The organism is Sulfuricurvum sp. (assembly GCF_022759005.1).
Classification (GTDB): Bacteria; Campylobacterota; Campylobacteria; order Campylobacterales; family Sulfurimonadaceae; genus Sulfuricurvum.
On the sequence record NZ_JAEMQA010000051.1, the window covers coordinates 43,950 to 57,980 of the forward strand.

The 14,031-nt window shown below is 45.3% G+C and carries 12 protein-coding genes; all 12 read right to left on the reverse strand.

What is annotated here, in order from left to right:
- Position 1: 1 nt before the first annotated feature.
- Entirely contained in the window at positions 2–2,488 is a 2,487-nt protein-coding gene (locus tag JHC35_RS03335; protein ID WP_295041973.1) for an NADH-quinone oxidoreductase subunit G, read from the reverse strand.
- On the reverse strand, positions 2,485–4,740 hold the full coding sequence (locus JHC35_RS03340) for a 2Fe-2S iron-sulfur cluster-binding protein (RefSeq protein ID WP_295041975.1): 2,256 nt from the start codon (positions 4,738–4,740) through the stop codon (positions 2,485–2,487). The genes JHC35_RS03335 and JHC35_RS03340 overlap by 4 nt, the downstream gene beginning before the upstream one ends.
- A 10-nt stretch (positions 4,741–4,750) precedes the next feature.
- Positions 4,751–6,787, reverse strand: a complete 2,037-nt coding sequence (locus JHC35_RS03345; protein ID WP_295041977.1) for an FAD-dependent oxidoreductase — start codon at positions 6,785–6,787, stop codon at positions 4,751–4,753.
- A gap of 9 nt (positions 6,788–6,796) precedes the next feature.
- Positions 6,797–7,021 carry an NADH-ubiquinone oxidoreductase subunit E family protein gene (locus JHC35_RS03350; protein WP_295041979.1) on the reverse strand — a complete coding sequence of 75 codons (225 nt, stop codon included), beginning with the start codon at positions 7,019–7,021 and terminating at the stop codon, positions 6,797–6,799.
- Positions 7,022–7,033: 12 nt separating this feature from the next.
- A complete protein-coding gene (gene nuoD, locus JHC35_RS03355) occupies positions 7,034–8,260 on the reverse strand; it encodes an NADH dehydrogenase (quinone) subunit D (protein WP_295041981.1) in 1,227 nt (408 codons plus the stop codon).
- 11 nt (positions 8,261–8,271) lie between these two features.
- Positions 8,272–9,078 (reverse strand): NADH-quinone oxidoreductase subunit C, encoded by an 807-nt coding sequence (locus tag JHC35_RS03360; protein ID WP_295041983.1) that lies wholly within the window; start codon positions 9,076–9,078, stop codon positions 8,272–8,274.
- Positions 9,078–9,587 (reverse strand): NADH-quinone oxidoreductase subunit B, encoded by a 510-nt coding sequence (locus tag JHC35_RS03365; protein WP_013459129.1) that lies wholly within the window; start codon positions 9,585–9,587, stop codon positions 9,078–9,080. The genes JHC35_RS03360 and JHC35_RS03365 overlap by 1 nt, the downstream gene beginning before the upstream one ends.
- Positions 9,569–9,958, reverse strand: coding sequence for an NAD(P)H-quinone oxidoreductase subunit 3 (locus JHC35_RS03370; RefSeq protein WP_295041993.1), 390 nt, complete (start codon positions 9,956–9,958; stop codon positions 9,569–9,571). Before JHC35_RS03370 ends, JHC35_RS03365 begins: the two co-directional genes overlap by 19 nt.
- Positions 9,959–10,275: 317 nt before the next feature.
- Positions 10,276–12,012: an AAA family ATPase gene (locus JHC35_RS03375; protein WP_295041985.1), complete on the reverse strand. Its 1,737-nt coding sequence runs from the start codon at positions 12,010–12,012 to the stop codon at positions 10,276–10,278.
- A 258-nt stretch (positions 12,013–12,270) separates the two neighbouring features.
- On the reverse strand, positions 12,271–13,119 hold the full coding sequence (nfo, locus tag JHC35_RS03380; protein ID WP_295041987.1) for a deoxyribonuclease IV: 849 nt from the start codon (positions 13,117–13,119) through the stop codon (positions 12,271–12,273).
- Between the two features lie 341 nt (positions 13,120–13,460).
- Positions 13,461–13,757 carry a type II toxin-antitoxin system RelE/ParE family toxin gene (locus JHC35_RS03385; RefSeq protein WP_295041989.1) on the reverse strand — a complete coding sequence of 99 codons (297 nt, stop codon included), beginning with the start codon at positions 13,755–13,757 and terminating at the stop codon, positions 13,461–13,463.
- Positions 13,742–13,918 (reverse strand): hypothetical protein, encoded by a 177-nt coding sequence (locus tag JHC35_RS03390; RefSeq protein ID WP_295041991.1) that lies wholly within the window; start codon positions 13,916–13,918, stop codon positions 13,742–13,744. The genes JHC35_RS03385 and JHC35_RS03390 overlap by 16 nt, the downstream gene beginning before the upstream one ends.
- Positions 13,919–14,031 lie beyond the last annotated feature (113 nt).

Sequence of the window (14,031 nt, forward strand, 5' to 3'; positions counted from 1 at the left end):
TTTACACCTTTTGAATTGATACACTGGTAAAACGGTAGCCGTCAAACAGTGCTTCAGAATTAATGTCGGTATCAAATGTCGGAAGATAGGTAATATCTCCCTCAATTTTACCGTCTTTGATAACCGTTACGGTCACATCACCGTGTGCGGTTTTAACATTGACGCGATCTCCTTCGCTCCATCCTGAGGCTTCCATAGCCGAAGCAGAGGCGTATAATCCGCCTTTGCTTTGGAGTTGGTGCGCACGGGCGGTAAACGGCGAAAATTGAAGTACCGGGTTAGCCAAATAGAGCACTTTGTCATTGATCGCTTTGGTAGCGTCAAAAGCACTCACGCTCTCATCACCATTTGTAGCTACATCCTGAATATCCAAAACATACCCGCGAACCTCTTCACCCGCATTAGTGTAATGGTTCGGCAATGCATCGAACTCAATCGCTTTGAATCCTGCGCCAAGAGGAAGTTGAGCCGTATACGCAATCGTGTGTTTCGCGTTCAATCCTAATGCGTTGGCAATATCATTCAAAACATACCCGTTATACGGCAATGCCGCATTGGTTGGGTTGACTTGTTTATCGATACTGCTCAACGTCCCCTCTTGCTGATTCAAAGCCGGCATATCCAAATCCCCGTTTCCGAGTGCACTGAGGGTAAAGTTGCCGTCGGTGTTGTATCCGATCGTATAACTTCCGCACTCAGCGTCCAAGTCACAGATCATCGCGACACCTAACGTATTAGAGAGATTAGGAATCATCGTAACACTAAACGCGGTATATTTTTCAATCAACGCAACAAGGCGGGCACAGTTGGCGGCATTTGGATGGGTGTAGAGATCTGGACCCACCATTAATGCAAATGTCTCTTTTTTCGCCAAATATTTACTCAATGTATCGGCAAATCCTGCAGGGGCATTCAAAAGGGCAAAAAGGGCATTTTCATCCACTTCTACCTCTTTGGAGACTTTTTTCTTGATCGTTTTGGTGACCTCTTCACTCACCTCTTCTTCCACGCCGGTCTCTTCATTGAGCACTTTTTTCGTCACTGTTTCGGTCACTTTTTCATCCACACTCTCTTCAACCGTTACGGTTTTGGTAGAGTGGAATGTCGAGAGGTACTCTGTAATGCTCGATGGCATCGCGGCTTTGTCTCCGAAAAGATCGAGCATCAAATACAATGCCGCCTCTTCCATCATCGGAGCGTGATTGATTTGAGTGATATTTTTGGACATCCCCTCAATAACCGGATCGTTGATCGGATGGAAATAGAGTCCCGCACCTTTGTTCATGGAGAGGGCATTGTTCATCGCAAAACGGGCATTCGGGTTATCCGTTTTCAAAGCGCTTCCGATCGATACGACGAAATCAGCCGCATGAACCATTTTCAAATCACCGCCGTAGAGTGATTTTCCGCTGATTGTACTGTAGCCGATCAAAAAGTTTTTGAATGCCAACGCTTCGTTATTGACCAATCGAAGACCCAATTTCTCTTTGAGTTTTTGAAGGATCATTGCCTCTTCGTTGGTAATCGTCGAAGTGAACTTGATCGTATCGGCTTTTTTGAACGCATCGAGTGCTTTCTCAAACGCCACAGCATCTTTTCTCACATCGCGATTTTCAAAGTCAAAGCCGTAACGTCCTGCGCCGCACAACGATACATAATTCCACTCGTTTTTCACACGGTAAATTTTCGGTTCGGTATTGGCAATACTGGTGTGCTTGATGTCGTAGCTGATTTGGCACCCAGCAGAGCAGTGCGCACACGTTGCCGGAATCTGTTTATGCTCCCACGCGTTTGACGTGTATTGATAATCTGAACTTACCAACGCACCGACAGGACATACGGATGAACACTCACCGCAGTTGGTACAATCAAGGGTATCGCCGCCGTTAGGGGCAATCAACGATTTGTTGAGTTTATTCCACATCGCGTAGGCGTCTTTCGGCATCGACTCTTTGAATGTTGCTTCAATTGCGTCTGATCCACGGGCTACAGTAGAGAGGGCAGCATCTCCGATCATATCTTTACAGACGGTTATACAACGCTCACACATGATACACAATGCCGGATCGTAGTGGAGCAATCCCCAATTCTGTGCCGGTTTGTGAGTGTCTTTGATCGAATACGTTTGGGAATCGACTCCGACTTCAAGGGTATAGTTTTGAAGTTCACACTCTCCAGACTGATCGCAAACACCGCATTCCAACGGGTGATTTACATCGTATACTTCCATAATCGCACGGCGTTCCGCAAGAATATTCGGAGTGGTTGTCGTAATATCCATCCCTTGTTTCGCTTTTGCATTACACGCATAAACCTGTTTTCCGTCCGCTTCGACCAAACAGATACGGCACGCCAATGTCGGCGAACAGCGCGTCAAATAACAAATTGCCGGAATAAAGATACCATTCGCACGTGCCGCATTAAGAATGTATTCACCCTCTTGGGTTTTAATCGCACGACCGTCTATGGTAATCGTGATTTCATTCATGATTCACTCCCTACCCTCATAATTTTCACCTTTTCAAAACGGTATTGTTCATTCAATCCGCCGAATCCAACATCGTATGCCGGAACCAGCGCAATTGTCCCTTTTAATACAGGATCAAGTTTAAAAATCCGTTCTTGAGTGCTTTGAGGAAATTCAAGGCGAATTTTATCACCATCGCTGATTTTTGCGGCAGCCGCAAATTGAGCTGAACCACTCAATACTGCCTCTTTTTCAAGCTGTTGTGCTTGTGCGGTGTATCCGTTGAACTGATTAACCGGATTGCAGCGATACACAACCGTACCGTTAAACTCCGGTAAATCGTCGATCTCTTCGAGTTTTCCATCCGCGCGGACATCGCGATTTTCTAGCAGATAACCGCGTTGATCTTCACCCAACGCACTGTAGAAATTACCGAGTTCATCAAACACCGATCCGTTAAACCCTTTTTCTTTTGGAAGCTTCGCAGTGTAATCGATGGTATTTTCAGCAACCACACCTAATGACGAAGCAAGATCATTGAGAGTGTACCCTTCATACGAAACAGCGACGTTGGTTGGAAGCACTTGATAGTTCAAACTGACAAATGTCCCCTCTTGGCTGTTTAGAGGTGCCAAGCCTAGATTTACACCACCGAGCGAGCCGATGGTATATGTGCCGGACGCATTGTACCCCACAACACGTTCACCGCCGTTATCCGTATCCAAATCACAGATCAACGAGACGCCGACCGTATTAACGCTCGTCGGAACGACAACAACCGCAAATTCACTGTACGTTTCGATCATAGCACACAAACGGGCAATGTTTGCCGAACGTTTGTGTGTCAATACGTCGCTGCCGATAACAAGTGTTTTTCGTTTTGCACGGGCAAATGTTTTTGCGATACGCGCATACTCTTCATCACCGACGTTTGATTCCGCGCACAAATACCCTTCGTCCAAGCCATCAAAATAAGCGCGGCTCTCTTCGCTTAAATCGGCCGTTTCGAGAAGCGTTTTAGCAAGCATCGCAATAACGCCCTCTTCGGTTCCCACTTCGTATTTTACAAACTGGGTCACTACGTTTTGGAGGAGTTCATCTTCCATCGGGTGCATATACACCACTTTGGCTCCGTTATGACGAGCCGCAGTCGTCATTGCATAACGCACCGCAGGGTTATCACTCGAAACACGTCCGCCGAGGACAATAATGCCGTCGCTTTGCTTGATCGCATCCAAGCTTCCGCCAAAACCAATTTTTCCGCTGATAGAACCAAACGCATTCATAAAATTCTGATACGCTCTTGCCTCTTCGTTATACAGTTTGAAACCCAATTTTTCTTTGAGCGTTTGGAGAATCATCGCCTCTTCGTTGGTAATCAATGAACTAAATCGGATCGCATCGGCATTTTTAATCGCGTCAATAGCTTTTGCAAATTCTTCTCCGTCCTTTGACCCCTCAGATGAGAAATCAAATCCAAAACGTCCCGCACCGCAGAGTGTCGTGTGCTCGAAATCATTCGTAACACGATAAATTTTATCTTTGGCACCGAGTGAATTGGAAGTGTGACGTACTTCATACATCAACGAACACCCTGCCGAGCAGTGGACACACGTTGCAGGGATTTTCGAGAGTTCCCATGCGTTCGCGCTGTATTGAAACTGCGAACTGACCAATGCACCGACGGGACATACCGCGATACACTCACCACAAAAAGTACAATCAAGCGTATCGCTGTTTTTCGGAATAACGGACGATTTGTACCCTCCGAATTGAAGCTCAATCGCATCGTCTCCGATAATCTCATTACAGACATGGACACATTTTTCACACAAAATACACAACGACGGATCGTAGTTGATTAATCCCCAATGCTCGATTTTGCGGTGTTGATCTTTTGCACTGAAATGTTGTGCCGAAATACCAAATTCCAATGTTTTGTTCTGAAGATCACACGCACCCGATTTGTCACATACGCCGCATTCCAACGGGTGATTGACATCGTAGAGACGCATGATATTGGTACGTTCCGCTTTGAGACGATCAGAATCAATTGTAACAGAGAGCCCCTCCGTCGGTGGCGTTTGACAACTGAGGATAAAACCGTCTGTTTTATCGGTCTCAACGACACACAATCGGCATGAAGCACACGGAGTCGTTTTTTCCAAATAACACATCGTCGGAATATAAAATCCCGCTTTACGCGCCGCTTGAAGGATACTCTCCCCTTTGAGAGCGGTGACATTTTGACCGTTGATCGTAAAATTAATCATCCATCCCTCCTTAGTGCGCGATCATCGCGATATAGTAACAACGCATACATCGCTCCGCTTCCGAGAGTGCCTCTTCTTGCGTAAAGCCGTATTTTACTTCACGGTTATTGTCTTTGCGCTCATCGACGGTGAGTACTTCACTGTGTTGACGCGGCAATCCCGGAAGCCACCCTTTGATCTTCTCTTTTTTGTTATAGACCTTGAGTTTACGGAGGTGATCTTCCATAATCTCTTCATCGCTCAATGTAATTTCGCCGCTCTGGACATAACGGCTGATAACCGACGCGGCACGTTTAGCTTGACCGACCGCGTTGACAATCGTCATCGGACCGTATTCACAGTCGCCTGCCGCAAAGATCCCCTTGCGTGACGTCATATAATCTTTCCCGTTGGTTTTGATCGTAGCCCATGAGGTACGTTCAATCTCCCACTCTTCCGGAAGAAGTTTCAAATCGGCGCTTTGAGATACCGCAGGGATGAGATAATCACACTCCATCTCAAAACTTGCCCCTTCGATTTTCTCCAACGTCGGACGCCCGCCGTTTGGATCGGGAACAAGTTCAAACCGATCAATCACCAGTGATTTGAGAACATTATTTTCATCTTTTATCGCCGCAACTGCCGAGTGGAAGATAAATTCAACACCCTCTTCGACCGCTTCGTGATACTCTTCATAGGTCGTATTTTTGATAATCGTCGCTTCATCACGTCGATAGAGCATGACAACTTTTGCCGCATTCGCACGAATCGCACAGCGGACAACGTCCATCGAGGTAAATCCGCCCCCGACACACACGAGCGTTTTCCCGCTCAAATCGACGAAATCACTAGGCAGCATATGGCGTTTTTGATCCGCTTCGTTTACCATGATGTCGTATTTGACTTGGAGATTGACTTTGTCCAAAAAGTCGATTGCTCCCCAGTATCCTTGGATTTCGGAACGTTCATTGTCACAATAGACTTTTTTCGAAATGCGGGTACCTGTCGCTACCAAAACCGCATCGTAGTCGTTCTCGAACTGACGCATCATATCGGCGGTCACTTTGGTATTCGTAATGAAATTAACCCCTAAAGAACGTACCGCTTCGATGTCTTGGTTGTATTTATCAATCGGCATGCGGTATTCAGGAACCCCGACCGCTACCTCGCCACCGAGAACCGGAAGTTCTTCATACACATCGACGTCAATTCCGTCCAATGCAAGGTAATACGCCCCCGTCAATCCCGCAGGACCCGCTCCGATAACCGCTACTTTTTTCCCTACCGGTGCTTTTTTCTCACTCGGGTGGAAAAACCCGAACCCGTGATCGGTCTCATAATCGGCGCCCAAACGTTTGAGCTCCATGATCGAAATTGGCTCATCCAAATTCGTGCGGCGGCACTCGGTCTCACACGGGTGAGGACAAACACGCCCGCAGGTATGAGCAAGAGGCATCGTTTGTCGCGTCGCCATCAATGAATCATCAAAACGCAAGTCGCGAACACCCTCGATATACGCCGGAATGTCGACGTGTGCAGGACACGCATCCATACACGGCGCGGTAATTTTTGCAATATAGCTGGTATCTTGCAAATGGTAGTGCTTGGAGGGTTTTTGGTTTTCGATGCACGCCATAAACTCAGACTCAAAATGGGTCATCAAATCCAGCAATGGATTCGGAACCGTTTTACCGATCTCGCACTTAGAGGTCTCCTGCATTGTTTTGGAGACCTCTTTTAGGTGATCCATGTCCGATACCGATCCCTCTCCGCGTGCAATTTTATCGAGCAAATCATACAAAATACGTCCGCCCCATCGCCCCGGAGCACAACGCCCGCATGCCTCAGAATAAACCTGATATTGCGCCGCGTATTCCGTCGCTAAACGAACCACGTCAACATCGGGATTAAACAGCGCTACACCGTCCCATCCAATAAACGCTTTGGACGATGCGTGCTCGTTATATTCCAACGGAAGGTTGTATGCAGAATTTTCCCAAGCATCTTCATTTTTGCCGATGTTATTGATCTGCTCACCCCGCCATGTGGAGAAATAGACTTTACTCACAAGGTTTCCTTATTTCTTGACCACAATGGTCCAGTCAGCTTCGTTGAATTTCAACGAGTTCATAAGCTCGCAACCAAGCTCTTTAACCAAATCCGCCGATTGTTGTACCGGAGTAAAATCGCCGATCTCAAATAAAAAGATCAACACTTCACCTTTTTGCGCTTCATTTTTGATAATTTCGGACATGCGGCCTGCAAAATTCTCTTTTAAATGACGTAAATCATAACGTTTCACTGCATGCTCCTTTTAGCGGTCTACTTCACCGAAGACGATGTTGGTCGTCCCGATGATTGATACAACGTCCGGAATATAATGACCCGGCAACAAGTCGGTCAAAATCCCAGTGTGCCAAAATGACGGCGCACGTAGTTTGAGACGGTACGGATAGGCACCCCCTTGAGAGTTGATATAATATCCAAGCTCCCCTTTCGGTGATTCCGTCGCCACATACACCTCACCTACCGGAGGACGCATCCCCTGTGTCACAAGGACAAAGTGCTGCATCAACGAATAGTTTTGGGTCATGATGTCGATTTTCGGTGCTGAAATATACTGCGGTGCATGTGCCATCAGTTCAGGACCTGTCCCTTCGTACATATCAAGCACTTGGTACAAGATTTTCGCCGATTCGCGCATTTCAGCCATGTAAAGTTTATAGCGGGCGTAGTTGTCCCCTTTGTCAGATACCGGAACATTGAATTCCACTTCATCATAAAGTTCGTACGGCTCTTCTTTACGGATATCCCATTCAACACCCGAAGCGCGAAGCATTATCCCTGAACATCCCCAGCTAAGCGCCATCTCTTTTGAGATAACCCCGACGTTCTCCATACGCATTTTCCAGATGCGGTTGCTATCAAGCAAGTCTTCATAGTCTTTGATGTTTTCCGGTAGTTTGTCGAGGAACTTACGCAAGTCGCCGATAAAGTTATCCGGCAAATCGAGCGGCACTCCGCCGATACGAATCGCAGCATGGGTCAAACGGGCACCGCAGTAATCTTCGATCAAATCCATCAAATATTCACGCTCACGGAACGCAAACAAGAATACCGTCATCGCTCCGATATCAAGCGCCGTTGTCGCCAACCAGAAAAGGTGTGACATCAATCGGTTCGTTTCAAGCAGCATCATGCGGATCACTTTCGCACGGCGCGGTACTTCAAGACCGATAAGACGTTCTACCGCTAAAGCAAATCCGTAGTTATTCGCACTCGAAGCGATATAGTCCATACGGTCCGTCGTCGGCATGAACTCGTTGTAGATCATGTTCTCTGCCATTTTCTCCATACCACGATGGAGATATCCGATATCCGGATGGGCTTTTGTAACTTGTTCTTGTTGCAAATGAAGCATGAGTCTGAGCTGTCCATGCGCCGATGGGTGCTGCGGACCGAAGTTGAGGATCAGTTCGTTGTCATCACGATCAAAGGTGATGTTTTCAAAAAAAGGTCGTAATCTATTGGCTTGTTGCATACTGTAATTCCTTAACGATCGCGATCAGAGATCACAACGCTTTTTTCTGCGTCAAATTTTTGAATGAGGAATACACCCTCATTCTCTTGGTAGCACAACGGTGTTTCCGGCTCGCCTTGGCTAATGTCCGCACCGCGAGGAACTTCGTGACCCAATCGGGCAAAACGTTCGGTATCGTAACGATCAATGCGCGCAGGATCGCGATTTTCAGGTCCGATAATCTCGCGCGCTTCTTTGCCGAAAATACGGTCAACTTCGTACCATTGTGCGAACTCATCCCCTTGAAGCGGATATGTTTTACGGAGCGGGAACCCTTCCCAGTCATCCGGCATCAAAATACGTTTCATATACGGATGGTTGTTAATGACGACACCGAACATATCATACATTTCACGCTCAGACCAGTCTGCTGAACGGAACAGTTTTTCAACACTTTGAATCGATTCTTTTTCGTCGATTTTGCATTTGATACGAACCCGTTTGCGTTTGGACATACTGAGCATTTGATAGAAAATCTCAAATTTTCCCTCTTGTGCGAGCCAATCGATCGCTGAGAGTTCGGAGAGTTGGTTATACTCAAGCTCATTTTTCATGAGTTCAAGTACGCCAAAATTATCCGCTGCATTGATCACGACTACCATTTGTCCTACTTGGATGTACGCATCCAACACGTCAAACTTCGCTTTGATCACTTCAAGATCAGCTGCAAAAACCGCATCTTCGGAAACATCGCTTTTCGCTACTTGCGGAGCAACCCAATAACGGTCGGTGTAATAGGGTTTTTTCTGTACGTCGTCTTTAGGAGTGTATGCTCTCATTACATCAGCCTTTTTGGTTTTTGAGCACGAGATGCGCTCTCACGTCGAATTTTTTGTTGGAGCAACAATACCGCATACTGCAATGTTTCAGGGCGCGGAGCGCATCCTGGAAGGTACAAATCTACAGGGATAACACGGTCAACCCCTTGAACGGTTGCGTAGGTATTGAACATACCGCCCGTATTCGCACACGAACCCATCGAAATAACCCATTTCGGCTCGGTCATTTGATCGTACAAACGGCGGATAAACTCGGCATGTTTTTTCGTCAAAGTACCGGCAACTACCATCAGTTCAGCCTGACGCGGAGAAGCACGGAAAATTGTCCCGAAACGGTCGAAGTCATACCGTGATGCACCCGAAGCCATCATTTCGATACCGCAACACGCCAAACCGTACGTCAATGCCCAAAGAGAATTCGATCGACCCCAGTTGACCACTTTGTCGATTGTCGTCAATGCGACGGGAAGTCCGCCGTCTTTGAGATAATTTACTTGATGTTGTGCCATTCGAGAGCCCCTTTCTTCCATGCGTAAACAAAACCGATAGCCAGCAATAAGATGAACATCATCATCTCCGCGAAACCGAACCAGCCGAGTACTTTAAAATCAATCGCCCATGGAAACATAAATACAATTTCCACATCAAACAGTAAAAACAACAACGCGAAAAGGTAAAACTGCGTCGATATACGGTTCGGTTGCTTCGTCACTTCCGGTCCGCATTCGTATACCGTCAGTTTTATTTTCTCCGTATTTTTGGCCGCCAATGCGCGACTAGCAAGGCGTGCGATCACCGTAGTCGCGTAAAACGCGCCAAACGTTAACACAAACAGTACAAATACCCCGAAATAGGGATTTGCTACGTTGTAATGCTCCATAGTTCCGACCTTTTTATGGTTAATGGCATATCCCGCAGCAAAGCGCAACTCTGCCACGTTATACGTTTTTATAAAAACAGTTGTTATACTATAACAAAAAGAGAATTAAACAAACCCTTATCAATCCGATATTTATATTGCTCTGTCACAATAGGAAACACCATACTATTGGGTTTTAGCTGTAAATGTTATATTTTGTAACACATTAAAAGGATTAGTATCAAATCGGAACAAAAGAAGTCTAATATTTGGAGTAATTCAATGCTTCCATAGCAGAGGAACTGCTACTCATTAAAGCATATGAACACATTGTAGTATTATCGGTTAATAAAGCCCACCGATTTTTCCCCATCAAAACTTCCCGAACGCTCTTTTTGGATTTCAACAATAAAATCATCCAGCTTGAATATCCCCTCGGAGCGTGCGGCAACATTGTAGGCGGTATTTTTGACGATCAGATTAATCTGCCCTCCGGTGAGAGGATATGAAGCGAGTTTATCAATCTCAAATCCGCTTTCATACGGCGCATTTTTCGGGAGCATCATTTTCCACAACATAATGCGCTGTTTTTGATCAGGCTTTTTGAACTCAATCTTGTAGTTAAATCGACGCGAAAATGCCTGATCGATATTTTCGAGAAGATTGGTCGTCGCAATCAAAATCCCCTGAAACTTCTCTATCTGTTCCAAAAAGATGTTTTGCATCTGATTGTGCATCTGATCGGCAGATGATCCTACCCCTGATGAACGGGATGAGAGGAATTGATCCGCTTCGTTGAGGAGCAAGATCGGCTCCGTTTTGGTTTGACGGGTCAAATCGGCATACGTATCGAAAATTTTTCGAACATTTTTTTCCGATTCTCCGACGTACATCGAAAGGATTTTGGAACAGTCAAAACTGAGCACTTGACGCTTCAACGAACGTGCCAACGAATGCGCCGTCAATGTTTTACCCGTACCCGGAGGGCCGTAAAAAATAATCCGAGCGTCAATCCCCGCTTTTTTATCTTTGACTCCCCATTCATGGAGCCGTGCAATCACTTCACGATCGAGCTGACGCATCAGGTTTGAGAGGGTCTGTTCTGTCGACGGATTCAACACGACATTATCTAAAGAGGTGGTCGGTTCGATCAGTTCGAAAATCTCCTGTTCTTTGATGAGCATATCGAGTTTGAGTTTACGTACTTTTTTCTTTTTCTGCGGATGCATGATCGATTGCAGTACCTCATCGACAATGTAAAATGCTCTGGAGATACCGCCGAACGGGTTGAGCATCTCCTCATAATCGATCACTTCGTCGCTGATGAGGCGTGAACCGTCTTCGAGAAGGGCACGGTTTTTGATCCGCTCATAATCATCGAAACTGATTAAATCGATGAGGGTATTCATCTCTCTCAGGTTCCCCTCGGTTGCACTGTATTCCTCTTTGAGCAGTGCTAAAAAAATCACCTGTTCTTTGGGTTCGAGCTTTTTTTGTTTGAAAAAACGGTCCAACACCACATCCAGTGATGTTTGCGCAATCCGCTCATCGATCCGTTTTTCGAGGAGATCGAGTTTGTTTTGGATGCGGTTGATCCCGAGTGAGTGCTCATTGCCGTTATGGCGAATAATCGACATCTTCTGATACAGCTCGATACGGAAAAACTGATCTTGCAAATACTCCAAATGATCGGCGTAGGGTTTGATGTCAGGAAGGGTCATCTCCAACGACCCCTCTTCGAGGAGCTTCATAAATACCGATGTGAGGGCGACAGGGGTATTATAAAGTTCCAACTGCGACATATCGCTGATTTTAAGCGGAGTAAAGGAGTGATGGGTGATCCATCCGAGTTCGAGAAGGGTTTTTACTTCTCCGAAATGTTCCAGATAGGTGTAGTCCTCCGCCCCATACAACTCTTGGAGGAGTTCGGCGACAATCACGTCTTCTTGCGACTGTAAAAATTTGCGAGTCAAAAGCTGTAAGATTTTTGCTTCATCGACCGTACATTTAAGCTGCGAAAAAATATGGGTTTTTTCAATGGTTTTATTTTCTAAAAAATCGACTAAGAATTTCAATGCTGTCCTTGTATAAATATTGGGGATTTTACATCCCCTCCGATAAATCAGATTTGGAGTGGAGCTCCCGTATTACTTTTAACGATACCGTCAGTTCGGATAATCCTAAATCCTGCTTCGAAACTGAGTGTATCGCTTAACGGTATCGCAAAAGAGGGACTTACTTCAATCGCTTGGAGAGTAAATTCTTCGGCACTTTATAGCCTCCCGCCATAGCTGCCGCTGCTGCGACGGACAGTAGTACCGCAAATCTCATTCTCACTCCTGTAATGAATATAGTAACGCTATCTCCTGTGCCCAAATGGTCTCATCGATCGTCTCTAAAACCAACGGTATATCATCCATTCGCGGATCATTCATGATAAAGCCGAAAGCATCTACCCCTATTTTACCTTTTCCGATCGAATCGTGTCGGTCGACATGACTGCCGAGATCGGGTTTGGAATCGTTAATGTGCATCCCCCGCAGATAGTTGAATCCGACTATTTTATCAAACTCTGACCATGTTTTTTCATAAGCTTCACGGGTGCGGATATCATACCCCGCCGTAAACATATGGCACGTATCGATGCAAACACCGACACGCGTTTTATCCTCAATACGCTCGATGATGGCCGCAAGATGCTCAAATTTCCATCCGAGATTTGAGCCCTGTCCTGCCGTATTTTCAATGACGAGAGTGACATTATCGGTAACACTTAGCGTTTCATTCATACTCATCGCGATACGATCAATGCACTCCTCTTCGCTGATTTGTTTGAGGTGGCTCCCCGGATGGAAGTTCAATCGATCCAATCCCAACTGCATACATCGGCGGGTCTCATCAATAAACGCTTCGAGCGATTTTTGCCGTTTATCCTCTTCGGGATGACCAAGATTAATCAGATACGAATCGTGCGGCAACACGTGTTTTGGAAGGATTCCGCTTTTGACGAGATTATCTTTAAAAAGTCCTATCGTCTCATCATCGAGAGGCTTCGCCGCCCACTGTTTTTGGTTTTTGGTAAAGAGGGCAAACGCCTTCGCACCGATTGCCATTGCGTTGAGCGGAGCGTTAAAAACACCGCCGCTAGCAGAGACGTGTGCACCTACAAATTTATTCGACATAATTAAAATCCTTTATTATAAAAATACGATGTAAAACCTATAAACTACGATTAAAATTATCGCTAAAAGAAAACTATACTTTGATATCTGTAGACTATAATATGAGTCTTGCGTTTGAAAATAAAATTCTTGCTCTTCTTCGGTACGTTCAGCTTTCATTTTTCGCGCGATGAATTTGTATTTTTCTCTTTCATCTCGGTTTAATAATTTGAATGTTTTATATCTGTTCATGGAATAAAAAAACATCGTAAAACTTACTACTAATAATCCAACAATAATGTCTGCCATTTTCTTTCTTTACCTTTTACTAAATTTATTTTTTAAAGGTTCATGATACATATTCAGCACTGCTTATCTTGCCATTTGAAAATTTCCAAAATGCGAATCGTCTGTTCGTCTTTAATCTCATAAACGATGGTATATCCGTTGTAGATAAGATCACGTACATTCTCATCATCCGCATATAACGATACTCGCCCTATCATCGGTTGGATTTTTAAAAGCTGAAATTTTGCATCCAAATCATGCTGAAAATCAAGTGCGGCGGAACGTTTATCAAGAGCAATAAAACGGAGAATATTTTGAAGTTGAATAGTGAATTTTCTATTACGAACAATCCGAATTACACGGTTTTCCAAAAGGCTTCCATATCGCTTTTGTATTCTTCTTCAGAAAGAGTATCATCGGAATTTCGTGCATTCTCTACACGTGCACGGGCTTCATCCATAGAAGATACGATAAATGAAGGTTTTTTTTCTAAATGTGCGACCGCAGGATTGTTAATTTGCACACTCAACATTAATCCCTCCTTCTGTCATAATTCTCACTATTATATCATAAACGTCGAATTCGCTCCACCGCCTCTTCGAGTACATCGAGGGGTTTAGAGTAACAAAAGCGAACCATATTACG